The 24,398-nt window shown below is 68.8% G+C and carries 20 protein-coding genes; 15 read left to right on the top strand and 5 right to left on the bottom strand.

From position 1 onward, the window contains the following. Positions 1-155 precede the first annotated feature (155 nt). The 5 genes from ISP14_RS17050 (at position 156) to lpxK (ending at position 6,418) form a co-directional block, all read left to right on the top strand. Positions 156-2,474: a DNA internalization-related competence protein ComEC/Rec2 gene (locus tag ISP14_RS17050; RefSeq protein WP_404542181.1), complete on the top strand. Its 2,319-nt coding sequence runs from the start codon at positions 156-158 to the stop codon at positions 2,472-2,474. Between the two features lie 102 nt (positions 2,475-2,576). Beyond that, positions 2,577-3,221, top strand: coding sequence for a MotA/TolQ/ExbB proton channel family protein (locus ISP14_RS17045; RefSeq protein WP_404542285.1), 645 nt, complete (start codon positions 2,577-2,579; stop codon positions 3,219-3,221). 5 nt (positions 3,222-3,226) lie between these two features. Beyond that, positions 3,227-3,658, top strand: coding sequence for an ExbD/TolR family protein (locus ISP14_RS17040; RefSeq protein WP_404542179.1), 432 nt, complete (start codon positions 3,227-3,229; stop codon positions 3,656-3,658). Continuing rightward, on the top strand, positions 3,655-5,436 hold the full coding sequence (msbA, locus tag ISP14_RS17035; RefSeq protein WP_404542176.1) for a lipid A export permease/ATP-binding protein MsbA: 1,782 nt from the start codon (positions 3,655-3,657) through the stop codon (positions 5,434-5,436). The genes ISP14_RS17040 and msbA overlap by 4 nt, the downstream gene beginning before the upstream one ends. After that, positions 5,414-6,418, top strand: a complete 1,005-nt coding sequence (lpxK, locus tag ISP14_RS17030) for a tetraacyldisaccharide 4'-kinase (RefSeq protein ID WP_404542173.1) — start codon at positions 5,414-5,416, stop codon at positions 6,416-6,418. The genes msbA and lpxK overlap by 23 nt, the downstream gene beginning before the upstream one ends. Here lpxK and hutI read toward each other — a convergent pair. The 3 genes from hutI to ISP14_RS17015 are packed head-to-tail and all read right to left on the bottom strand — an operon-like array spanning position 6,404 to position 10,674. Then, positions 6,404-7,627 (bottom strand): imidazolonepropionase, encoded by a 1,224-nt coding sequence (gene hutI, locus ISP14_RS17025; protein ID WP_404542170.1) that lies wholly within the window; start codon positions 7,625-7,627, stop codon positions 6,404-6,406. The genes lpxK and hutI overlap by 15 nt on opposite strands. Then, on the bottom strand, positions 7,624-9,075 hold the full coding sequence (locus ISP14_RS17020; RefSeq protein WP_404542168.1) for a chloride channel protein: 1,452 nt from the start codon (positions 9,073-9,075) through the stop codon (positions 7,624-7,626). The genes hutI and ISP14_RS17020 overlap by 4 nt, the downstream gene beginning before the upstream one ends. Positions 9,076-9,108: 33 nt before the next feature. Next, positions 9,109-10,674, bottom strand: coding sequence for a GNAT family N-acetyltransferase (locus tag ISP14_RS17015; RefSeq protein ID WP_404542165.1), 1,566 nt, complete (start codon positions 10,672-10,674; stop codon positions 9,109-9,111). A 146-nt stretch (positions 10,675-10,820) separates the two neighbouring features. On the opposite strand from ISP14_RS17015, the gene hutG reads away from it, so the two are divergent. Both hutG and ISP14_RS17005 read left to right on the top strand, forming a co-directional pair. Continuing rightward, entirely contained in the window at positions 10,821-11,771 is a 951-nt protein-coding gene (gene hutG / locus ISP14_RS17010; protein ID WP_404542162.1) for a formimidoylglutamase, read from the top strand. Positions 11,772-11,891: 120 nt separating this feature from the next. Further along, a complete protein-coding gene (locus ISP14_RS17005) occupies positions 11,892-12,056 on the top strand; it encodes a hypothetical protein (protein ID WP_404542160.1) in 165 nt (54 codons plus the stop codon). Here ISP14_RS17005 and ISP14_RS17000 read toward each other — a convergent pair. Continuing rightward, positions 12,047-13,012, bottom strand: coding sequence for a LysR family transcriptional regulator (locus ISP14_RS17000; protein ID WP_404542158.1), 966 nt, complete (start codon positions 13,010-13,012; stop codon positions 12,047-12,049). The two genes, ISP14_RS17005 and ISP14_RS17000, sit on opposite strands and share 10 nt — an antisense overlap. Before the next feature lie 114 nt (positions 13,013-13,126). Between ISP14_RS17000 and ISP14_RS16995 the strand changes: the two genes are divergently transcribed. From ISP14_RS16995 to ISP14_RS16985, 3 genes are read left to right on the top strand one after another with little or no spacing between them, the layout of a single operon-like run. Continuing rightward, positions 13,127-14,275, top strand: a complete 1,149-nt coding sequence (locus tag ISP14_RS16995) for an aldo/keto reductase (RefSeq protein WP_404542155.1) — start codon at positions 13,127-13,129, stop codon at positions 14,273-14,275. Positions 14,276-14,305: 30 nt separating this feature from the next. Then, complete coding sequence (locus ISP14_RS16990) at positions 14,306-15,163, top strand: alpha/beta fold hydrolase (RefSeq protein WP_404542153.1); 858 nt, start codon at positions 14,306-14,308, stop codon at positions 15,161-15,163. After that, positions 15,160-15,906, top strand: a complete 747-nt coding sequence (locus ISP14_RS16985) for a 3-oxoacyl-ACP reductase family protein (RefSeq protein ID WP_404542151.1) — start codon at positions 15,160-15,162, stop codon at positions 15,904-15,906. Before ISP14_RS16990 ends, ISP14_RS16985 begins: the two co-directional genes overlap by 4 nt. Before the next feature lie 121 nt (positions 15,907-16,027). Here the strand turns inward: ISP14_RS16985 and ISP14_RS16980 are convergent, their stop codons facing one another. Beyond that, positions 16,028-16,534: a Spy/CpxP family protein refolding chaperone gene (locus ISP14_RS16980; RefSeq protein ID WP_404542149.1), complete on the bottom strand. Its 507-nt coding sequence runs from the start codon at positions 16,532-16,534 to the stop codon at positions 16,028-16,030. Positions 16,535-16,669: 135 nt separating this feature from the next. Between ISP14_RS16980 and ISP14_RS16975 the strand changes: the two genes are divergently transcribed. The 5 genes from ISP14_RS16975 (at position 16,670) to ISP14_RS16955 (ending at position 24,338) form a co-directional block, all read left to right on the top strand. After that, positions 16,670-17,359: a response regulator gene (locus ISP14_RS16975; RefSeq protein ID WP_404542147.1), complete on the top strand. Its 690-nt coding sequence runs from the start codon at positions 16,670-16,672 to the stop codon at positions 17,357-17,359. Further along, entirely contained in the window at positions 17,356-18,726 is a 1,371-nt protein-coding gene (locus tag ISP14_RS16970) for a sensor histidine kinase (protein ID WP_404542145.1), read from the top strand. Before ISP14_RS16975 ends, ISP14_RS16970 begins: the two co-directional genes overlap by 4 nt. Positions 18,727-18,783: 57 nt before the next feature. Further along, the gene (locus ISP14_RS16965) at positions 18,784-19,770 is read left to right on the top strand and encodes a multidrug resistance efflux transporter family protein (protein ID WP_404542143.1); all 987 of its coding nucleotides are present in this window, start codon (positions 18,784-18,786) and stop codon (positions 19,768-19,770) included. 362 nt (positions 19,771-20,132) lie between these two features. Next, complete coding sequence (locus ISP14_RS16960) at positions 20,133-23,219, top strand: glycoside hydrolase domain-containing protein (RefSeq protein ID WP_404542140.1); 3,087 nt, start codon at positions 20,133-20,135, stop codon at positions 23,217-23,219. 138 nt (positions 23,220-23,357) lie between these two features. After that, positions 23,358-24,338 carry a TolB-like translocation protein gene (locus tag ISP14_RS16955; protein WP_404542138.1) on the top strand — a complete coding sequence of 327 codons (981 nt, stop codon included), beginning with the start codon at positions 23,358-23,360 and terminating at the stop codon, positions 24,336-24,338. Positions 24,339-24,398: the final 60 nt, after the last annotated feature.

Genomic DNA, 24,398 nt, shown 5'->3' with positions numbered 1-24,398 from the left:
TTGGGGTCTGATCTCGACCGGGCTCGTCGATCTGCCAAACCGCCGGGATAGCGGTTGGACGAGATCGGCAAAGGCTTTCGCCTACGTGTTTTTCGTCCGCCGTCCCAGTGCGAGCCGGTTAGCCTCGGCTCGCCCCCTCCGGGAAACGGGACCTCATGGCACAGGCGTGCCACAAACCATTCGCCGCGACGCTGGCAGCGCCCGCGCTGCTCGTGGGGGTGCTCGCGGTGCAGTGGCTGCCGGCGTTGCCGCCGGCCTGGCTGTCGATCCCGTTGTTGTTGCCCGTCGTGGTAGCGTTCTGGCGCTGGCCGCGCTGGCGTCTTCCGTTGTGTGTCTGTGCCGGCGCGCTGTGGGCCATGTGCATCGGTGCCGGCGCGATGGACGCGCGCCTGCCGCGTGCCCTGGAAGGTCGCGACTTCATGGTGACGGGGCATATTGACGGGCTGCCCTTGGAGCGCGAAGACGCCACGCGCTTCGCCTTCATCGCCGAACACGTCACCCTGGATGGCGAGCCCATGCCCTTGCATGGCCGGATGATGGTGTCGTGGTACGACGAGGCGCCGCCGCTACGCCCCTGCGGGCGCTGGCGTCTGCTGCTGCGGCTGAAGCGGCCGCGCGGATTGCTCAATCCCGGCACGGCGGACGGCGAGCGCGTGGCCTTGCAGCACCGTATCGTCGCCACCGGCTATGTGCGCAAGGACCCCGGTAACGCGTTGCTGGCCGGCGCCCAGTGCCTGGATGGCGTGCGCGATGCGATTGCGCGGCAAATCGCTAGGCGGGTGCGCGACCGGCACGATGCGGCCCTGCTGCAGGCCTTCTCGGTGGGCGACACCCGGGGGTTGAGCCAACACGACTGGGAAGTGGCGCGCGCCAACGGCATTCCGCATCTGATCGCGATCTCCGGTTTCCACGTGGGCGTGGCGGCGTTGTTCGGCGTATGGCTGGCCAGTGTGCTGTACCTGCTGTGGCCGAGGTTGGCGCTGCGCCTGCCGCGGGTGCAGGCGCAGGCAGCGGGGGCATTGCTGGCGGCAGGCGTCTACGGCGCGCTGGCTGGCTTCGGCCTGCCCACCGTACGCACCTTGCTGATGATCGCGGTGGTGGCGCTGGCGCGTTGCGGCCGGCGTGGCGGCAACGGTGCGCAATCGTTGGCGCTGGCCTTGATCGCCATGCTCGTGGTCGATCCTCTGGCGGTGCTGGCCGCGGGATTCTGGCTGTCGTTCATCGGCGTGGCGCTGCTGATGTTGTGCCTGCAATCGCGCCGGCGCGGCCTGCGTGCCTTCCTGTGCGAACTCGGCGCGGGGCAACTGCTGATGACGGTGTCGCTGCTGCCGCTGACCCTGTGGTTCTTCGGCGAGTCCTCGTTGGTAGGCGCGCTCTCCAACCTGGTCGCGGTGCCATTCGTGAGTTTCGTGATCGTGCCTTGCGTGCTGCTGTGCATGCTGTGCCTGGGCCTATGCCCGCCACTCGCCACGCCAGTGCTGTGGCTGGCGGCGCAACTTGCTCACGCGCAATGGTGGTTGCTGGAACGCATGGCGGTTTGGCCTGGCGCGCACTGGTATTTGCCGCAGTTGACGCCCTGGGCGCTGCTGCTGGCCACGCTGGGTGCGTTGTGGCTGTTCCTGCCGCGTGGCGTGCCCCTGCGAGCGCTGGGGCTGCTGCTGTTCCTGCCGTTGCTGTGGCCGCCGCTGGCGAGGCCGGCAGCGGGGGCGTTCGAGGCCTGGGTGCTGGACGTGGGGCAGGGCTTGTCGGTGCTGCTGCGCACCCGTCACCACACGTTGTTGTACGACACGGGCGCGCGCTATCCCTCCGGCTTCGACCTGGGCGAAGCGGCGGTGCTGCCAGCGATCCATGCGCTGGGCATCACCCGGCTGGATGTGTTGATGGTGAGCCATGCCGACAATGACCACGCCGGCGGCGCGGGGGCCGTGGCGGCGGCGTTCCCGCAGGCACGCCGCTATGCGGGTGAACCGGAACGCATGCCGGTGCCGATGCCGGCGTGCGTGTCCGGGCAGGCCTGGGAATGGGACGGCGTGCGCTTCCGCGTGCTGAGCCCGGCGCCCGCTGCCGCCGGCAAGTCCAACGACCGTTCCTGCGTGTTGCTGGTGGAGGGGACGGGCGGCAGCTTGCTGCTCACCGGCGACATCTCAGCGAAAGTGGAGCCGCAGGTGGCAGCGGCGCTGGGCGAGGACGCATCGCCCGTGCTGCTGGTGCCGCATCACGGCAGCAAGACGTCGTCCAGCGCGGACTTCATCGCCGCGGTGGCGCCGCCGTTCGCCATCGTCTCGACGGGTTGGCGCAACCGTTTCGGACATCCCAAGCCGGAGGTGATGGCGCGCTACGCGGAAGCCGGCGTGCCGGTGCTGGACACGGCCGACAGCGGCGCGATCGGCATCGGGTTTCCTGCCGACGGCCCGGCGCGTGTCACCGGGCGCTGGCGCCTGCGTGACCTGCGCTACTGGCGCGAGACGCCTTGATTCCGGGAATGCCATACCCACCACGGAACCATGCGGACCGGCTGCTATGATGCGGCCTCCTCGTTTTGAACGCCCGGTGGGACGAACGTGCTCGATATCCTGATGGCTGGCGGCTGGGCGATGTTGCCCATCCTGGTGTGTTCGCTGGTGGCGCTGGCGATCGTGCTGGAGCGTTGCTGGACGCTGCGGCGCAAGGCGGTGCTGCCGCCGGGGCTGGGGGAAGAAGTGCGCCAGTGGGCGGGGGCCGGCCAGCTTGACCCGAACCACCTGGAGGCGCTGTCGAACGGCTCGCCGCTGGGCGAACTGCTGGCCGCCGCGCTGGCGGTGCGCGGCCAGTCGCGCGAGCTGATCAAGGAGCGCATCGAGGACACCGGCCGTCACGTGGTGCACGAGATGGAGCGCTACCTCAACACGCTGGGCACGATCGCGCTGATCGGCCCGCTGCTGGGCTTGTTCGGCACGGTGATCGGCCTGATCCGGATGTTCATGCAGGTAATGGCCGGCGGCATCGGCGATCCGGCGAAGATGGCCGGCGGCATCGGCGAGGCGTTGATCTGCACCGCTTCCGGCCTGACCGTGGCGATTCCCGCCTACGTGCTGCACCGTTACTTCCGTTCGCGCGTGGCCGGCTACTGCGTGCAGATGGAGAAGCAGGCCACCGCGCTGCTGGACGAGCTCACCCTGGGTGCTCCGGCGGCTATGCGGCCGCGCCGCACGTCGGCAGCCGTCGCGCCGGGCGCGGGCTGAAGCGCATGCGCATCGGCAACGACCGCCGCGGGGACGAGTTCGAGATCAACGTGGTGCCGTTGATCGACGTGCTGCTCACCTTGTTGATGTTCTTCGTGCTCACCAGCACCTTCATCCAGCATTCGCGCATGCAGGTCACCCTGCCCAATGCCAGCGCGCAAGACCGCGACATGAACGCGCCTGCGCTCACCATCATGATCGACCGCGACGGCCGCTACTGGGTGGGCAGCGACGCGGTGCCGGGCGAGGGCATCGACGCGCTGAAACAGGTGATCGAGCGCAACGCGAACGGCGACCACGACCGCCCGGTGACGATCCGCGCCGATGCGTTGTCCTCGCACCAGAGCGTGGTGACCGCGATGGACGCGCTGGGCCAGCTCGGCTTCACCCGCCTGTCGATCGCCACCACGCCGACCAAGCCGGGCGAGGCGCAATGAGCGGCAGCAAGACGGCGATCTGGGACGCCCATACCTGGGTCATCTACAGGCGGTTGCTGGGCTACAGCAAGCGCTATTGGATGGTGGGCCTGATCGCGCTGGTCGGCATGATCCTCGACGGCGGCGGCCTGGCCGCCTTCACCGAGCTGATCCAGCCGATGATCGACAACCTGTTCAAGGAAAAGGACGCGTACCTGATCTTCTGGATGCCGATCTGGATCATCGGCATCTTCTTCGTCCGCTCCATCGGCACCTTCATCAGCAACTACGGCATGTCTTACATCGGCCGGCACGTGGTGCAGTCGATCCAGCGCGACGTGTTCGCCTCCTACCTGCGCCTCCCGGCGGCTTATTTCGGCAGCGAACCGTCGGGCCAGCAGATCTCCCGCATCACCTACACCAGCGAGCAGGTCGCCGCCGCCGCCAGCGATGCGGCGAAGATCGGCATCACCGACGGCTTCACCGTGCTCGCCATGCTCTACGTGATGCTGCACAAGAGCCCCTATCTCACCTTGTCGCTGCTGATCATGGTGCCGGCGATCGCCCTGGTCGCCACCGTAGTCAGTCGGCGCTACCGGCAGATCAGCCGGCGCATCCAGGGCTCGATGGGCTCGGTCACCGGCACGGTGGAGGAGACGGTCGGCGCGAACCGCGAGGTGCGCATCTACGGCGGCCAGGCGCACGAGGCCGGGCGCTTCGACGAGGTCACGAGTCACACGCGCCGGCTCAACCTGAAGATCGCCGCCACCAATGCGGCCTCCAGTTCCACCGTGCAGCAGGTCGCCGCCTGCGCGCTGGCGGCGTTGGTGTTCCTGGGTACGCGGCCGGCGGTGCTGGACAACGCGATGACGCCGGGCGTGTTCTTCGCCGTGCTCACTGCAATGGGCACGATGCTGCCCTCGCTGAAGCGGCTGACCAACGTGCAGTCGAACATCCAGCGCGGCATGTCCGCGGCAGAAGACCTGTTCGAGATCATCGACCTCCCCCCCGAGACCGACCGCGGCACCCGCGTGCTGGAACGCACCCGCGGCGACCTGTGTTTCGAGGACGTGCGGCTCACCTATGTGCGCAACGACTTTCCGGCGCTGCGCGGTGTGGATCTGCATTGCGCGCCGGGCACGGTCACCGCGCTGGTGGGGCGCTCGGGCAGCGGCAAGAGCAGCCTGGTAAGCCTGTTGCCGCGCTTCAACGAGCCCAGCGGCGGGCGCATCGTGCTCGACGGCGAGAACTACGAGGACTACACCCTGGCCTCGCTGCGCCGGCAGATCGCCTGGGTGGGGCAGAGCGTGGTGCTGTTCGACGACACCGTGGCCAACAACATCGCCTACGGCGAACTGGCCGGCGCCAGCGAGGCCGAGATCGTGGCCGCGGCCGAGGCCGCCAACGCGATGGAGTTCATCGCGCGCCTGCCCAAGGGCATCCACAGCCACATCGGCGAAGGCGGCAACCAGCTCTCCGGCGGCCAGCGCCAGCGCATCGCGATCGCCCGCGCCATCCTCAAGAACGCGCCGATCCTGGTACTGGATGAGGCCACCAGCGCGCTGGACACCGAATCCGAGCGGCTGATCCAGCAGGCGCTGCAGCAACTGATGCGCGACCGCACCACCTTGGTGATCGCGCACCGGCTTTCCACCATCGAAGGCGCGGACCAGATCGCCGTGATGGAGCAGGGCCGCATCGTGGAGCGCGGCAGCCACGCCGAGCTGCTGGCGCTGGGCGGCCATTACGCCGCGCTGCACCGCATGCAGTTCCACGATGCGAACCAGGGCGGCGACTGAGGCGTCCGTGGCGCTCGCCGACGAACTCTCCGGAATCTGGTATGGCAAGGGCCGCAGCCCATGGTGGACGTGGCCGCTGGCTGGCCTGTACGGCGCGCTCGGCGCGCTGCGCCGCGTGCTCTATCGGGCCGGGCTGCTGCGTCGCGTACGCCTGCCGGTGCCGGTGATCGTCATCGGCAACCTCACCGCGGGCGGCACCGGCAAGACGCCGTTGACCATCGCGTTGGCGGAGGCCTTGCGCGCACGCGGCTTCCGCCCCGGCGTGGTCAGCCGCGGCCATGGCGGCCGACAGCGCGAGCCGATGCTGCTGAACGGGACGCCCGACCCCGCCGCGGTGGGCGACGAACCCTGCCTGATCCGCGCCAGCGGCGTGCCGGTGGCGGTGGGGCGCGACCGTCCTGCGGCGGCGCAGTTGCTGGTGGCGGATGGCTGCGACGTGGTGATCGCCGACGACGGCTTGCAGCACTACCGCCTCGCCCGCGATCTGGAGATCTGCGTGATCGACGGCGCACGCCGTTTCGGCAACGGCCACCTGTTGCCGGCCGGCCCCTTGCGCGAGCCGCTGCGCCGGTTGGCGCGGGTGGATTTGCGCGTCTGCAACGGCGGCACGGCACAGGCCGGCGAATACCCCATGCGCCTCGTCGGTGGCGAAGCCGCGACGCTGCTTGGCGACCATCGGCAGGCCTTGTCGGCGTTCGCCGGGCGGCGCGTGCATGCCGTGGCGGCGATCGGCCATCCGGCGCGCTTCTTCGCCAGCTTGCGCGCCATCGGCATCGATGTGTTCGAACATGCCTTCCCCGACCACCACGCCTTCGCCGCCGCCGAGCTTGCCTTCGGCGACGACTTGCCGGTGTTGATGACCGACAAGGACGCGGTGAAATGCCGTGGCTTCGCCCAGCCGCACTGGTGGCGCGTGCCGGTACAGGCCGAGTTGCCGGCCGGTTTCTTCGACGCGGTGCGGGTGCGGTTACGACGCGACTGATTGCCCGGCTACGTACACCTGCCGTACCAGCGACCCGCCGATCCAGTAACACAGCTCGGCCGGCTGCCTCGCATGCCAGGACACCAGGTCGGCACGCTGGCCCACGGCGAGGGCGCCGCGATCGGCGAGACCCAGTGCGCGGGCCGCGTTGGCCGTGATGGCGCGCAAGGCCTCGTCGGGTGTGAGCCGGAACAGCGTGCAGGCCATGTTCGCGGCCAGCCGCAGCGACAGCAGGGGCGAGGTGCCGGGGTTGCAGTCGGTGGCGATCGCGATCGGCACGCCATGCGCACGCAGCGCCGCCACCGGCGGCAGCTGTGTTTCGCGTAGCGCGTAGAACGCGCCGGGCAGCAACACGGCCACGGTGCCGGCTTCCGCCATGGCGGCGATGCCCGTTTCGCCCAGGTGTTCCAGGTGGTCGGCGGACAGGCCATCGAAGCTCGCCACCAGCGCGGCGCCGCCCTGGTCGGACAGCTGTTCGGCGTGCAGCTTCACCGGCAGGCCGAGTTGTTGCGCGCGTTCGAACAAGCGGCGCGTCTCGGCGGGCGTGAAGGCGATGCGCTCGCAGAACGCATCCACCGCATCGACCAGGCCTTCGGCGGCCAGTGCGGGCAGCATCTCGTCGCAGACCAGGGCCACATAGTCGTCGCGGCGTTCCCTGTATTCGGGCGGCAGCGCGTGCAGGCCGAGGAAGCTGGTACGCACGGTGATGCCCAGCTCGGCGCCGATGCGCCGCGCCACGCGCAGCATGCGGCGCTCGGTCTCGATGTCCAGTCCGTAGCCGGATTTGACCTCCAGCGTGGTCACGCCGTCGGCGAGCAGGGCGCGGGCGCGCGGCAGCGACTGGGCGAACAGCGCGTCTTCGCTGGCGGCGCGGGTGGCCCGCACGCTGGAGACGATGCCACCGCCGGCGCGGGCGATCTGCTCATAGCTGGCGCCGTTGAGGCGCATGTCGAACTCGTTGGCGCGGTTGCCGCCGAACACCAGATGGGTGTGGCAGTCGACCAGGCCCGGCGTGAGCAGCGCGCCAGCGAGATCCTCGACGCGCGCGGCCTGCGCGTTGACCGGCAGATCGTGCATCGGGCCGATCCATGCGATGCGCCCATCGGCACAGGCCAGGGCGGCGTTCTCTAGCAGGCCGAATGACGCATCGCCGGCGCAGCCGGCCAACGTGGCGTGGGTCAGCAACAGATCCCAGTGAAGGGCACTCATGGTTGGGATTTCTCCGTGGCGGCATCCGTGGATGCGGTCGGCTCGGCATAAGCGCTGGTAGTGCTGGCGGCAGGCAGCGGTTCCGCGGTATTCGCGTGCGCGGCCTGTTGCTGTTCGAAATCGCGCACCATGCGTTCGGCGAGGTCCTTGTACACCGGCGTGGGGCTGAAGATCGACGCGGCGGCGCGGGCGAGCAGGCAGGCGGCCATGATCGGTATCACCATGGCCTGGTTGTCGGTCAGTTCCATCGCGATCACGGCCGAGGTGAGCGGCGCGCCGGTGACACCGGACAGGTAGGCGCTCATGCCCAGCAGCACTACCGCCGCGGCCGGGGCGTTCGGCAAGAGGTGCGCGATGTTGTGGCCCAGGCCCGCGCCCACCGCCAGTGCTGGCGAGAAGATGCCGCCGGGAATGCCGGCCCAGTACGACACCACGTTCGCCAGCAGCTTGGCGATGCCGAAGCTTTCGCCCGGTGTTGCCGCGGCCTCCTGCACGAAGGCGCGCGCCTGGTCGTAGCCGGTGCCGTACACGCTGCCGTGCGAAAGGATGCCGATCACCGCCAGCGCCAGGCCGCAGCCGGTGGCGAACAGCACCGGGTGGCGCGAGCGCAGGCGGCCCACCAGGGCGAGCGGCCCGCGTCGGCTGAGCAGGATCAGGCGGGCGTACAAGCCGCCGAGCAGGCCGCAGATCGCCCCGCACAGCAGCACCGCCAGCCACGCATGGCCCAGCGGCAGGTTGGCCTGCACCTCGCCGAAGTACGCATAGTTGCCCATGATGCCCAGCGAGACGATGCCGCCCACAATCACCGCGGTGAGCAGCAGGCCGCTGAAGCGATGTTCGAAGGTGCCGGCCAGCTCCTCGATTGCGAATACCACGCCGGCCAGCGGCGTATTGAACGCGGCCGCGATGCCGCAGGCGCCGCCGGCGAGGATGAAGCGCGAGATCGCCTTGGCGTCGCTGAAGCCGAAGCGCTTGCCGAGCGAGTAGAACAACCCCGCGCCCACGTGCACCGTAGGCCCTTCGCGGCCGATCGAGGCGCCCACCGCCAGCGCGATCAGGGTCAGTGCCATCTTGCTTGCCGCGATCGGCAAGGCCAGCATGCGCGCGCGGAAGCTTTCGTCTTCCACATGCAAGGTGGCGATCGCCTGCGGGATGCCGCTGCCGCGCGCCGCGCGCAGCCGGCCCTCGGTGGCCCAGGACAGCAGGCCGAACACCAGCGGGGTGAGGATCAGCGGAATCCATGCGCCGTAGGCGAGGATGTGCAGGAACAACGCATAGGCCCAGGTGCTGGCCTTGGCGAACAGGATCGCCGCCAGCGCCACTACGATCGCTCCGCTCCACAGCGCGATGCGTCGCTTCCACTGCTGAGGGGCAAAGAATTCATGGCCCAGCAGGGCCTGCAGGCGCGGATTCGACGATTTCGGCCGGGGTGCGGGGGCTTCGGGCATCCGGGGATTATCGCAAAGCGCGGCGCACCGTCGTTAGCGCGGCTTCGGCAGCCAGCGTGTCTCGTACAGGTCGAAGCGGCGATCCTTGAGGTTCTGCACCGCGCCGGCGTTGCGGGCGCGGGCCAGGCTCTCCAGGCTGAGGTCGGCGAACAGTACGGTTTCGCTGTTCGGGGTGGAGTCGGCGGCGATGCCGTCGCGCGCGAACGGGAAGTCGCAGGGCGTGAGGATGCAGCTCTGGCCGTACTGGATGTCGAAGTTGTTGACGCCGGGCAGGTTGCCCACGTTGCCGGAGAGCACCACGTAGCACTGGTTCTCCACCGCGCGGGCCTGTGCGCAGTAGCGCACGCGCAGGTAGCCCTCGCGCACGTCGGTGCAGAACGGCACGAACAGGATCAGCGCACCCTGGTCCACCAGGTGGCGCGCCACCTCGGGGAACTCGCTGTCGTAGCAGATCATCACGCCGACCGGGCCGCAGTCGGTCTGCACCGTGGCGGCGCTCTCGCCGCCGGCGATGTTCCAGGTGATGCGCTCACTGGGCGTGGGATGCAGCTTCTCGCGCTCGTGGATCGAACCGTCGCGCAAGCACACGTAGCAGACATTGTGGATGTCGCCGTTGGCCTGCTCGGTGGGATGGGTGCCGGCGATGATGTTGATGTTGTAGTGCACCGCCAGCCGGCCGAAAAGCTCCTTCACCTGCGGCGTGTACTGGCTGAGTTTGCGGATCGTCTCGGTGGCCGGCAGCTCGGTGTTCTCGATCGACAGCAGCTGCAGCGTGATCAACTCGGGGAACACCACGAAGTCCGCGTTGTAGTCCGCGGCGATGTCGGTGAAGTACTCGGCCTGGGTGGCGAACTCCTCGAACGAGGCGATGCGCCGCTGCTGGTACTGCACCGAGGCCACCCGCACCCGGTCGGGCAGTAGCCGCGGGGAAGGAATCGAGGGGATGTCGGGTTGGTCGAGCAGCAGCGGATTGCGCCACACCAGATGCACCGCGTAGCCCAGCGATTCGTGGTCGGAGGGCACGTAGTCGCGCAGCAGGCCGATCACCTCGAAGTCGTTGCCGAGCTGGAAGCTCAACGTCAGGTCGCGGCGGCGACCGTCCAGCACCGCCTGCACGTAGGCCTCGGCACTGCCGTAGCGCTGGATGTTGCGCGCCAGCCCGGGGATGCGCCCGCCGAACACGATGCCACGCAGCTTCAGGTCCATGCACAGCCGCTTGCGCGCTTGGTACAGGCGCTGGCCGATGCGCATGCGGCGGTAGTCCGGGTGCACCACCACTTCCATGCCGTACAGCCAGTCGCCGTCCGGCTTGTGGCGCGACGCCATGCCGCCGCCGGTGATCTGCAGCCAGGTATGCGGCGCCAGCGCGATGGCCTCGTCGGTGCGGAAGGTGGCGCAGTAGCCCACCAGCTCGCCTTCGTACTCCACCACGAACTGGCCTTGTGGAAAGTGCGTCTGCTGGGAGCGCAGCATCTCCGCCGAATGGCCCCACTCGGGCGTGTAGACGCGCGCGGTAAGCGCGACCAGCGCCGGCACGTCGGCGGGCGTGGCCAGGCGCAGGCGCAGCTTCGGAACGCGTTCGCCGGGTTTCCTTGCCATGCGCGCATGCTGCGATGGCCGCAGTGAAGCCGATGCGAGCATGGCGGCAAGAGCTTGTTTCATGCGGAGACATGCAGCCGGCCTCTACAATGCGCGCATCACGCACGGGAGTGGTTCATGAAACAGGCAATCCGGCAGGTGCATCGATGAGCGCCGCCATCAGCGGCTGGAGCGGCCGGGTCGATCTTCCGGAAGGCCCCGCGACGCGGCGCTGGCACCAGTGGGTGCGCGAACCCGCGGCCGGCGCCGCGCCCGGCGTGGCGGTGCTGGGTTTCGCCAGCGACGAAGGCGTGCGGCGCAACGGCGGGCGGACCGGCGCGGCCGCAGGTCCTGCCGAACTGCGCATGATGCTGTCCAACCTGCCGGTGCTGGACGACACGCCGCTGTACGACGCGGGTACCGTCGATGTCGCCGATGGTGATCTGGAAGGCGCACAGCAACGCTATGCCGAACGGCTCGCCGCGCTGCTCGACGCCGGCCATCTGCCGGTGGGCCTCGGCGGCGGCCACGAGATCGCGTTCGCCACCTATCAGGGGCTGGCGCGGCATCTGGGCGAGCGGCGGCCGCGCGTGGCGATCGTCAACCTCGACGCGCATTTCGATCTGCGCCGGCAGGATCGCGGCAGCTCGGGCACGCCGTTCCTGCAGGCCATCGAGCATGCGCGGGCGTTGGGCCTGCCGCTGGACTACAGCGTCTATGGCATCAGTGCCTCGGCGAATACCCGCGTGCTGTTCGACACGGCCGACGCGCTGGGCGTGCACTACGTGCGCGACGACGAGCTTGGCCTGCTCGACTTGCCTGCACGCATCGCGGAACTGCAGGCGAAGCTGGCGGACGTCGACGTCGTCTACCTCACGCTCTGCCTCGACGCGCTGCCGCACGCGATGGCGCCCGGCGTCAGCGCGCCCAGCGCGCGCGGCGTGCCCATGGAGGTGGTCGAACCGCTGATCGACGCGATCGTCGCCACCGGCAAGGTGAAAGTGATGGATGTGGCCGAGCTGTCGCCACCGCATGATCGCGACCACGTCACCGCGCGCGTCGCCGCGCGCCTGATCCATCGCGCCACCCATGCGATAGGGCGCGCCGCAAGAACCTGAGTTGGCTGCGGGTCAGGTGGATAAGGGCTTGCTGAATCCCGTCCGCATGACGCCGGGTCGGCCGTCATCGCGGCGTGAGGCGGGGCGTTTCATGCAGCACATCCCCAAGAGGAGTGCGCCATGCGTCGTTTCCTGTCTGCTTGCCTGATCGCCGCCGCGTTGATCGGCGGCAGCTGCGCGTTAACCGGTTGCGTCGTAGTGGCCCCGCGCCCCGCCCGCGTGTGGGTGCCGGGCTACTGGTCGCCTGGCCATGTCTGGGTCGAGGGCAACTGGCGTTACCGCTGAGGCGTGCGCCGGGCGCGTGCAGGAGGGCGCGTGTCCGGCACGGCCCCCGCCGCCTGCCTGCGCTCGCGCAGAAAGTCGATGAACACGCGCAGCTTCGGCGGCACCTGGAAGCGGCTGGGGTAGTACAGGTAGAAGCCCTCGAACGGCGGCAGCCAGTCGTCCAGCACGCTTTCCAGGCGGCCGTCGTCCAGGGCTTCGCGCGCGAACGGCTCCAGCACCGTAGCCAGGCCGGCGCCGTCGCAAGCGGCGCGCACGGCCAGCGGAATGTTGTTGACGGTGAGCCGGCCGTTCACCGCGATCTCGAACCACTGCCCCTTGCGCGGACCGCTGCGGTGCGCGAATTCCCAGCGGTACAGCGCGCGGCTGCTGATCTGGCGGAAGTTGATGCAGTCGTGCGCCTCCAGTTCGCGCGGCTGCCTGGGGTGGCCGTGTCGCGCGAAGTAATCGGGTGAGCCCACCACCACCGAGCGCATCGGTCCGCTCACCGGCACGGCCACCATGTCGCGCTGCAGGCGCTCGCCGAGGCGGATGCCGGCATCGAAGCCTTCGGCAATCAGGTCGCTGAGGCCGTTGTCCACGTGGATGTCCAGCTTGACGTCCGGCCAGCGCGCCATGAATTCGCCCAGCAGCGGATCGAGCAGCGCGATGGTCACTACGTCCGGCACAGTGAGCCGCAGCAAGCCGGCAGGGCGGTCGCCATGCTGGCGCAAGGCGTCCATCGCCGCATCCAGTTCGTTCAGCGCGGGGGCGATCCGCTGCAGCAGGTCGTGGCCTGCCTCGGTGAGGCCCACGCGCCGCGTGGTGCGGTGGAGCAGGCGCGTGCCGAGCTGCGTTTCCAGCTGGCGCAGGGTCTGGCTCAGCGCGGAGGCGGTGACGTCCAGCGCTGCCGCGGCACGGGTGAAGCTGCCGTGCTCGGCGATCGCGCGGAACGCGCGCAAGGCGTAGTCGTCACGCATGGTGATTCCGTCAATTGATTAGTCATACTTCAAGAAGCTTGTAGACAATTACCATTTTTCACGGCAATCGCAAAGTGCAGACTGGGCTCGTCTTCCAACGTAGAGGAGTCCGCCATGTCACTCGATTCGTACTACACGCTGGGCCGCTCGGGGCTGCGCATCAGCCGCCTCGCACTAGGCGCGATGACCTTCGGCGAGAACTGGGGCTGGGGCGCCGACGAGCGCACCGCACGCGCCATGTTCGACCGCTACCTGGCCGCAGGCGGCAACTTCGTCGACACCGCCGACCTCTATACCGAAGGCCAGAGCGAAAGCCTGCTCGGCCGCTTCATCGCCGACAGCGGCAGCCGCGACCGCGTGGTGCTGACCACCAAGTTCAGCTACAACGCGGAACCGGGCAACCCCAACGCGGGCGGCAACGGCCGCAAGAACATCCTGCGCGCGGTCGAGGGCTCGCTGCGCCGGTTGGGCACCGACTACATCGACCTGTACCTGCTGCACACCTGGGACCGCGTCACCCCGGCCGAAGAGGTGTTGCGCACGCTGGACGACCTGGTGCGCGCGGGCAAGATCCGTTATGCCGGCTTGTCGGACGTGCCGGCCTGGTACGCCGCGCAGATCCAGACCCTGGCGCTGGCGCACCACCTGCAGCCGCTGGTGAATCTGCAGCTGCAGTACTCGCTGGTCGAACGCAACATCGAGCGGGAATACGTGTCGCTGGCGCAGGAACTGGGCTACGGCATCACCGCGTGGAGCCCGCTGGGCATGGGGCTGTTGTCGGGCAAGTACCGCCCCAACGAGTCCGGCCACGATGGGGCGGGCGATGGTCGCATCCAGGCGCTGAAGGGCAGCGGGCTGGTGTCGCTGCTGGACAAGTTCACGCCGCGCAACTGGGCCATCGTGGGCGCGGTCGAGCAGGTGGCGCGCGAACACGGCTTGTCGATGGCACAGGTGGCGATCCAGTGGGCCGCGCGCCGGCCGTCGATCGGCTCGGTGATTCTGGGGGCGCGCACGCTGGAGCAGTTCGAGGACAACCTGGCCGCGCTGGACAAGCCGCTGCCGGACGATGCCCGGCGCACCCTGGACACAGTTTCCGCGCTGCCCCAGCAATTCCCATACAGCTTCTTCGAGCAGGCGCAGCAGGAACGCATCCATGGCGGTGCGGCCGTCGGCGACAAGCCGGACGACTACCGCGCGCCGGTGCGCGTGACAGCGTCCGAAGTCAGCGCCACGCAAGGCCTGGTGGCATCGAACCCGCGTTGATGGTGCACACCGGACGCCAAGGAGACTCTCATGACAATCACTACCTTTGTTGAAACGAACGGTGCGCGCTTGCACGTCGAAACGGCGGGCTATGGCGACGCGGTAACGATGCTGCACGGTTTCCTGGTCGACAGCCGGCAATGGGACCGCGAATTCGCTGCGCTGGCGAATGACTATCGTGTGTTGCGTTACGACGCGCGCGGCTTTGGCCAGTCGGAAATCGTGCCCGGCCGCGCCTATGCGCATCACGAGGATCTCGTCGCGGTGCTGGATGCCTGCGGCGTTGAGCGCACGGCCTTACTGGCCTGTTCCGGCGGCGCGGCCACCGCGCTGGATTTCGCGCTGGCGCATCCCGAGCGCGTCAGCGCATTGATCTTTGTCGGCGCCGGCTATTGGGGCAAGTTTGCCGACCGCACGCCGGCCGCGCGCGCCTTCCTCCAGGCCTTGGGTACCTATGACGTGGCAGGCATGATCGACAGCTCGCTGCGCGCCTTCACCGATGGGCCGCGTCGCGCTGCGACGGATGCCGATGCCGGTGTCCGTCGCCGCACCGAAGCGATGAGCGCGCTGCAATTCCGTCGCACACCGAACTACTGGCGCCACGCCGCACAAGATCAGCGCACACCGCAGCCTTCCGCGCTGGATCGCCTGGGCGAGCTTTCCGTGCCCGCCTTGCTGATGGTGGGCGGGGAGGATCAGCCCGAGGTGCAGGAATTGTCCGCCCGGCTCGCCGATGGCATCGACCATGCGCAGTTGGTGGTGGTGCAGGGTGCCGGCCACCATGTGAACATGGAAGCGCCAGAGGCCGTGTTGGCCGAGGTTCGTCGCTGGCTGGGGCGACACGCGACGCACAGGGCGGCAGCCCTTTACATGGGAGATGCGGCATGAGTCCGGTATCGATCGGGCGTCCCCTCGACGGACGCGTGGCCCTGGTCACGGGTGCCTCGCGCGGCATAGGCCGTGCGGTGGCGATCGCGCTGGCGCGCGAAGGCGCCAGCGTGGCGGTGAACTACCTGCGCAATGAACAGGCGGCCGCGGAGGTGTGTGCGGCGATCGCGAACGATGGCGGGCGGGCCATCGCGGTGCAGGCCGATGTTTCAGTGGCGGCGGACGTGGCGCGACTGGTGGCCGAAACACGGCAGCGGCTCGGCGACATCGCGATCCTGGTCAACAACGCAGGGATGGCGCGCCTGCAGTCGATCGAGCAGGCGACCGAGGACGACTGGGACGCGGTGATCGACGCCAACCTCAAATCGGTGTTCCTGGTGACGCAGGCGGTCGTGCCGGACATGCGCGGCGCCGGTTGGGGGCGCATCGTCAACTTGTCGTCCACAGCGGCGCAGATAGGCGGCATCGTGGGTCCGCACTATGCGGCATCCAAGGCCGGCATTCTCGGGCTGACGCATTTCTACGCCTCGCGACTGGCGGGCGAGGGCATCACCGTCAACGCGGTGGCACCCGGATTGATCGCCACCGACATGGGCGATGGACTCGGTGCCAGCGCTGCGCGCATCCCGGTGGGCCGCTTCGGCACGGCGGAGGAAGTGGCCGACGTGGTAGCGGCGCTGGCACGCAACGGCTACCTCACCGGCCAGACCATCAGCCCCAACGGCGGCATGTATCCCACCTGAGGTAGTGGGCAGGCGTCGTATCGCCCAGGCGCCAGGCAACAAAAAAGCCGCGCCGGCCATCGGCCGACGCGGCCCCCCGCTGCGCAACGAGGGAGGAGGGGATGCGCAGCGGTTCCTGCCCTTACTGGCCGCTCTGCGAGCCGCCGCTCGCCTTCTGCTGGGCCTTGAACTCCTGCCATTGCTGGTGGCGTGCCTGCTGCTGCGCCTTCATCGTGGCCCACTGCGACTGCTGGGCCGGGGTCAGTACGGCGTAGATCTGCGCGCGGACGTTGGCCATTTGCTGCACGCGTGCCGTGGTGGCGGCGCCTTCGGCCTGGGCTAGCGAGGCCGCGGCGGCCTGGTAGCCGGAGTCGGAGGGGTTCATCGCCTCGAACGCCTGCCGCTGCTGGCGCACCGCCTGGAACTGACTCTTGTTCTGGCCGAAGCTGCTCTTCATGATCTGCTTGATGCTGGCCTTCTGGGCGTCGCTCAGGTTGAGCTTGTGCAGATCCATCATGCCGTGGTGGCCGCCATGGTGGCCCCAGCCGCCGGGACCGCCCGGGCCGGGGGCGCCTTGCGCCGCGACGGCGAAGCTGCCGATGGCCAGCGCCGAGCTGAGGGCCAGGCCGAGAATGAGGTTCTTGCGCATGGTTGTCGCCTCTTGCATGGGGGAGTGGAACGTGTGGCTATTGGACGACATCCGGGCGTGTATGTTCTTTGCGAAAGCGTAAAGATGGGTAAAGCCCCCTGCCGCCAGACGCTGCGCATCGCTAAATAGCTGCCCATGTCCCGCATCCTGATCGCCGATGACGACCGCGAACTCTGCAGCCTGCTGGCCGAGTACCTGCAGCGCGAGGGTTTTGCCGTGGATCTCGCCCACGACGGCGAGGCGGCGCTGGCGCGGCTGAACAGCGCGGCGCAGCGGCCCGACCTGTTGATCCTCGATGTGATGATGCCGGGCCGCGACGGCCTGGAGACGCTGCGCGAACTGCGCAGGAAATACCGCTTGCCGGTGATCATGCTCTCGGCACGCGGCGAACCGGTGGACCGGGTGGTGGGGCTGGAACTGGGCGCGGACGACTACCTCGCCAAGCCCTGCCTGCCACGCGAGCTGCTGGCCCGCATCCGCGCACAGCTGCGGCGCAACACGCCGGGCACCGCCACCGGGGAGTTGCAACTGGGCGTGCTGCGCTTGCTGCCCGGCGAACGCCGGGCCACGGTCGAGGAACAGGAGCTGTCGCTCACCGGCGCCGAGTTCCAGCTGCTGCTGGCGCTGGCGCAACGCGCTGGCGAACTGGTGGACAAGGCGGCGCTGACCCGCCTCGCACTGGGGCGCGAGCTGGAGCGCTACGACCGCAGTATCGACGTGCACGTGAGCCGCCTGCGCCACAAGCTGGCCGAAGCCTCCGCGCACTCGCCGCGCATCGATGCCGTACGCGGCGCCGGCTACGTGCTGGTGGCGGTCGCCCCATGAATCCGTTCAAGAGCTCGCTGTACTGGCGCCTGCTGCTGTGGTTCTGCGCGGTGAACCTGCTGGTGCTGGTGCTGGGCGGCTTCCTTGCCCGGCGCTTCGTCGAATACACCACCGCGGTGGAGATCGACTGGAGTGCGCTGGCGCAATCGGCCGACCAGGCCTACGAGCAAGGCGGCCAGCCCGCATTGGCGGACTGGATAGCGCAGCAACGGCACGAAGGTGTCTTCGTCGAGGCCACCTTGTTCCAGAACGGGCAGGCGCTGCAGCCGATCCGCCTGCCGCCGTCGATCCACGATTCCTTGCCCGGCATGCTGGCGGCCGACCGCAGCCTGGTGCTGAAGCCTTGGCGCAGCCAGTTCGTGTATCTGGCGGTGCAGCCCGTGATCGGCGCGGATGGCCAGCAGCGCCAGCTGGTGGCGGTCAGCCGCACGCATACGCGGCTGCCGCCGCAGACGCGCGAGAAGATCCTGCTGGCCGTGCAATTCGTGCTGTCGCTGCTGTGCATCGGGCTGGTGGGATGGTGGGTGGCGCGCAGCGTGGCGAAGCCGGTGCAGGCGCTGCGCGACGCGGCGCGGCGCATGGCCGCGGGCGAACTGTCCACACGGGTGGGCCGCCAAGGCGCCACGCGTGACGAACTGTCCCAGCTGGCCGGCGATTTCGACGCCATGGCCGAACGCATCGAGGCCTTGGTCACGCACGACCGCCGCGTGCTGCAGGATCTATCGCATGAACTGCGCTCGCCGCTGGCGCGCCTGCAGCTGATCCTCGACCTGGCCCAGCGCGCCGACGATCCCGCCGTAGCGGAACGCCACTTCCGGCGAGCCGAGCAGGAGATCGCCCGGCTCGATCGCATGACCGGCGACATGCTGGCGTTGTCGCGCATGGAAGGCGGCCTGCCAGGCATGGAACGCGAGCGGCTGGACTTCATCGAGCTCGCCCACGACGGCTTGCGGCAAGCGTCGTTGGAAGCGGATGCGCGCCGCATCCATCTGCAATGGCTGCCCGCAGACGGGCCGGCCGACGTGGTCGGCAGCCCCGTGCTGTTGGAGCGCGCGCTGGGCAACCTGATCGCCAACGCCATCAAGTACAGCGCCGAAGGCGCCGCCGTGGAACTCGCGGTGCGCGCCATCGACGGGCAGGCCGAATGCGTGGTGCGCGACCACGGTCCCGGCGTACCCGAGGCCGAGCTGGATTCCCTGTTCCGGCCCTTCTTCCGCGGCAGCAATGCCGCCCGCGCCGAAGGCCACGGCCTCGGCCTCGCCATCGCGCAGCGCGTGGCCAAGGCGCATGGCGGCGAAATCCTCGCGCGCAATGCCGAAGGGGGCGGGTTCGAGGTGCGGTTGCGGTTGCCGCTGGCGGCGAGCTGAGGCGCTACGCAAAGCTGCCGCGATTTGCCACACTCGCGCTTTGCCGACGATCCGCCGATGCGCCGCAATGCTCTCGCCGCCGTGGGACTGGCGCTGTGCGCGGCGCTGTTCTTCACGATGACCTACGTGCTCAACCGCAGCCTGGTGAGTGGCGGCGGACATTGGGCATGGGCAGTGATCCTGCGCTACCTCATCACCTTGCCGCTGCTGGCGCTGGCCCTGCCGTGGCGCGGCGGGCTGGGCGAACTGCCGCGTGAGCTGCGCAGGCATCCGCGTGCCTGGCTGACCTGGAGCAGTGTCGGCTTCGTACTGTTCGGCGTGCCGCTGACCTGTGCTGCCGGCAGCGGGCCGGCGTGGCTGGTGGCGGGCAGCTTCCAGACCACCGTGCTGGCCGGGCCGTTGCTGGCACCGCTGATCTACCGCGACGCGCGCCGGCGGCTGGCCTGGCCCACGCTGGCGATCGGCGCGCTGATCGTGGCGGGCGTGTTCGCGCTGCAATGGGGGCATGCCCACGGCCGGCTGGGCACCGGCGACTGGCTGGCGGCCGGTGCGGTGGTGTTGGCCGCGTTCGCTTATCCGTTGGGCAACCGCATGCTGTTGCTGCACCTGGAAACCAGCGCCCACCGGGTGAACGCGTTGCAGCGCGTGTTCGGCATGACGCTGTGCAGCTGGCCCTTGTGGCTGCTGTTCGCTGCGATCGCATGGGTCGCGGTCGGTCCGCCGAGTTGGCGCGAGGGGCTGCTGGCAGGTGGCGTGGCCTTGTCCTCGGGCGTGATCGCCACCGTGCTGTTCTTTGCCGCCACCGACCGGGTGCGCACGCAGCCCACCGCGCTGGCCGCGGTGGAGGCGATGCAGGCGGCCGAACTGTTGTTCACCACGGCGCTGGGCGCGGCCTTGCTCGGCGAGGCATGGCCGCATGGCTGGGCGGCGCTGGGCGCGCTGGCGATCGTGTCCGGCATCGCACTGTTCGGCTGGGTCAGCGGTAGCGAGGCAGCTGGCGACGAGGCGGCCACGCGCGCCTTGCGCAGCGATCGTAGCGCCTAAGAGCCTGTTCACGATCTCCACATAGCTCGCGTTGCCTTGCCGTGGCCGTCAGGTGGCAGGGCGTGGCGCAGCGCCTGCCTGGCTGGCAGGTCAAGCCGCGCGCTGCCGCATGGCGGCCACGGCAAGGCAACCCGAAGGGCCGGGTCTGTTTGCCCGCATGCCGGCGTCATCACTCAGTCGTGGACGGACGTCCACTCCTTCGTTCTTCCTTGGCCTGCGCGCAAACAGCTCCCGGCGCGAGCCATGCGGAGATCGTGAGCAGGCTCTAAGAATGCTTCGATTTATTGCGTATTGAATCGTTTGCTTGCGAAAAGATGGCTGGCGGGTTACATATTCACGTCGATCATCCATCGGGGGCCGCCATGAGCAAATCACCAACCGTCTGCCTGCTGGCGTGCGCGCTGTTCGCCGCCGGTGCCGCCGCGGCGCAGACCCAGACGCTCGCCGATGGCGTGCAACTGCGCTGGAACGCCGACCAGTACGGCAACCATCGCTACACCGTTGCGGTGGACAAGGCCGCCGCGGCGGTGCAGGTAACCATCCCCTGGCACCGGCGCGATCATCACCCCGAAAGCGTGGCCGTCATCGTCGCCGGCCCGGACGGGCAGGTGGTGGGCAACGTGGTGCGCGAGCGCATCGACCAGGCCGAAGGCGTGCTGGCGTTCGAAGCGAAACAGGCCGGCACCTACGCGATCTACTACCTGCCTTACGCCGGCAAGGGCCGCTCGAATTACCCCACGGTGACCTACCGCGCGCCGACGGATACCGCGGACGCCGCGTGGGTGAAGAAGAACGGCCTCGGCGATCCCGGCCATGCGGCGAAGCTGCCGCAGGCACGCGTGATCGCTTACGAGGCGGTGGACGATTTCGATGCCTATACCGACATGGAGCGCACTGCCGCGCCGGACGCATTGCAGTACCTGCTTGCCGCGAATCCGGACCGGCCCTGGCTGCTGTTTCCGGAGACGCGCGAACACCCGATCCGCATGTTCACCCAGATCCCCGAGCGCTGGGCCCAGCGTGGCGCCGGCGGCAGCCTGGCCGACCAGGCCCTGCGCGGCGAATACCTGAGCTTCCAGGTCGGCCTGTGGACTGCGCGTGCCGCGGCGCAGGACGTGCGGGTGAGCTTCGGCGATCTGCGCGGTCCGGACGGCGCGACGATTCCGGCCGCACGGCTCAGCTGCTTCAACCTCGGCGGCACCGATTACGCGGGCAAGCCGTTCGCCAATCGCCTCGATGTGGCGCAAGGCCGCGTGCAGCCGCTGTGGATGGGGCTGGATGTTCCGGCGGATGCGAAGCCAGGCACCTACCGCGGCACGCTGACGATCAGTGCGGCCGGGGCGCCGCCGCGGCAAGTGCCGCTGGCGATCACGGTTGGCGCCGACACGGCGAAGGCGCATGGCGACGACGATCCGTTCGAGCTCACCCGCCTGCGCTGGCTGGACTCCACGCTGGCGCAGAACAATGAACTGGTGAAGCCGTTCACCGCGGTGACGGTGCATGGCGCCAGGCTCGGCATCCTCGGCCGCACCGTGACGCTCGCGTCCAGCGGCCTGCCGGCGCAGATCGACAGCTTCTTCGACGAGCGCATGACGGGCTATGCGAAAACGCCGCGTGCCTTGCTCGCCGCGCCGATGCGCCTGCTGGTACAGGATGCCTCCGGCACGCACGTGCTCGATGCGAAGGGTTTGCCCAAGGTGCAGACCGACGGACCCGGCAAGGTGCACTGGCAGGTGGCGGGACAGGCCGGCGCGCTCAAGGGCGAGGTCACTGCCAGCCTGGAGATGGACGGCACGCTGAGCTACGCCATCGCACTCACTGCCGCGGCGCCGGTGAAGCTCGACGATATCCGGCTGGAAATCCCGCTGAAGAACGACGTGGTCCAGTACGAACTGGGCCTGGGCCGCACCGGTTCGACCGCGCCGGACAACTTCGCGTGGAAGTGGAACGTGGAGAACAACCAGGACGGTGCCTGGATCGGTGCGGTCAACGCCGGCCTGGAATTCCACCTGCGCGACGAGCACTACCGTCGCCCGCTCAACACCAACTTCTACCACCAGCAACCGCTGCTGATGCCGGGCTCGTGGGACAACGCCGGGCAGGGCGGCATCACCTTCGCGCGCAACGGCGCGCGCTACCTGGTCAAGGCGTTCAGCGGCCCGCGCACGATGGCGGCGGGGCAGACGCTGCACTACAACCTCGTGCTGCGGGTGACGCCGTTCAAGACGATCAAGCCGGCGCAGCATTTCGCCGAGCGCTATTTCCACAAGTACGCCGACCTCGACGAGATCAAGGCCGAGGGCGCCAACGTGGTGAACATCCACCACGCCACGCCGATCAACCCGTGGATCAACTACCCGTTCCTCACGCCGGCGCAGATGAAGGCGTACATCGATGCGGCTCATACGCGCGGCATGGAGGTGAAGATCTACGACACCGTCCGCGAGCTGTCCGACCGCTCGCCCGAACTGCCGATGCTGGAAAGCCTCACCGGTTGCCGCATCGGCGACGACGGCCAGGCGGCGCCGGGACCGTGCAGCGAGGTCATCAGCCCCGGCAAGGGCGGCGGCTTCTCCTGGCTGCAGGAGCATCTCGACGGCAACTACATCGCCGCCTGGCACGTGCCGGAGAACCGCGACGCGGCGGTGATCGACGCCGGCCAGAGCCGCTGGCACAACTACTACATCGAAGGGCTGGACTGGCTCGCGCGCAACATCGGCATCGACGGCTTGTACCTCGACGACGTGGCCTACGACCGCACCACCATGAAGCGCGTGCGCAAGGTGCTGGACGCGCATCGCCCGCATGCGCTGATCGACCTGCATTCGGCCAGCCAGTTCGATGCACGCGACGGCTACATCAACAGCGCGCTGCTCTACATGGGCTTGTTCCCGTACATCGACCGCCTGTGGTTCGGCGAGGAATTCGACTACGAAAAGACCTCGCCGCAGTACTGGCTCACCGAGATCTCCGGTATCCCCTACGGCCTGATGGGCGAGATGCTGCAGAACGGCGGCAACCCGTGGCGCGGCATGGTGTTCGGCATGACCAACCGCCTGCCGTGGACCGGCGGCGACCCGCGCCGGCTGTGGCAGCTGTGGGATGCGTTCGGCATCGAGCAAGCCGACATGGTCGGCTGGTGGGTGCACGACACGCCGGTGAAGACCGGCAACCCCGACGTGCTCGCCACCAGCTACGTGCGCAAGGGCGACAAGACCCTCGTGTCCATCGCCTCCTGGGCACCTGCCACGGCGAAGGTGAAGCTCACGATCAACTGGAAGGCGCTCGGCCTGAATCCTGCGCGCGTCCGTCTGGTGGCGCCTGCGGTGGAGGGCTTCCAGCCCGCCACCACCTTCAAGCCGGGCGATGAGATCACCGTGGAGCCCGGCAAGGGTTGGTTGCTGGAGCTGGAGGCGCCGCCGGCGCACGGCAGCGACAGTCAAGGGTGACGTCCGGCACCTGCGGCAAGGCGATCGTGCAACTAGCGTGACGCCCACGCTGCGCCGCGTCCGGTCGATGGACGCGGCACCGCGTGGATGGGGATGTCCGATCGCTGGTTCTCGACTTGCCGCATAGGGAGTTACCACGTGTCCGGTTCACGCTGCCGCACGCTCTGCCTGGCCCTGGTTGCCGCCCTGGGCCTCAACACCGCCATCGCGGCCACCGCCGCACCGCCGGCGCTGGCCGCGCCGCAGATCTTCGCGCCGGGCATCGTCTCCGGTCCTGCCAACGACGAGGCACCGACCTTCAGCCCCGACGGCAACACGCTGCTGTTCACCCGCAGCGGCGCCGGTGGCGGCAGCATCATGGAATCGCATCGCGTCGACGGGCATTGGTCCGCGCCGGTGATGGCATCGTTCTCCGGCGCCTGGCCGGATCTTGCGCCGGAGTTTTCGCCGGATGGCAAGTACGTGGTCTATGTGTCGATCCACCGCATCGACACCACGCCGGCGCACAACCAGGTAGGCCTGTGGCGCGTGGACCGCGAAGGCAGCGACGGCTGGAGCAAGCCCCGGCGCCTGCCGGACGCGGTCAACATCAGCGACGCCGTGTGGAAGGCCAGCATGACGCGCGATGGCAGCATCTACTTCCTGTCGATCGACCCGGGCAAGGGCAAGCGCCTGTACGTGTCGCACTATGCGCACGGCGCCTACCAGCCGGCGCAGCCGCTGCCGTTCAGCCATTACGGCGACAACGACGTGGATCCGGAGATCGCGCCCGACGGTTCGTACATGGTGTTCGCCAGCGATCACCGCCTGCCGGGCGACAGCAAGGACCACTTGTTCATCGTGTTCCGCCAGGGCGATGGCTGGGGCACACCGCAAGCCATCCGCTACGCCGGCGACGATGCCCCTGGCTTCAGCACCGACTACCTGCCGCACCTCGGGCCGGACCAGCACGCGCTGTACTTCACCAGCGACCGCAGCATGCCAGTGGCGCACTATCCGCACACCCCGGCGCAGGCGGCCGAATACCTGCAGCGTATCGAGCAGTGGGACAACGGCAACCTCAACGCATGGTCGGTGTCGCTGACGCCCTTGCTGGAAGCGCACAGCCACGCCGGCTGATCCGCGTGCCGGCGATGCGCCGCCGCGCATCGTCGATGGTTCCGTGCGGAGGCTCTATTC

It is taken from the genome of Dyella agri (assembly GCF_044904705.1).
GTDB lineage: Bacteria > Pseudomonadota > Gammaproteobacteria > Xanthomonadales > Rhodanobacteraceae > Rhodanobacter_A > Rhodanobacter_A agri.
The sequence above is the reverse complement of the archived record's forward strand: the minus strand, read 5'-3'. Positions and strand labels throughout refer to the sequence as shown.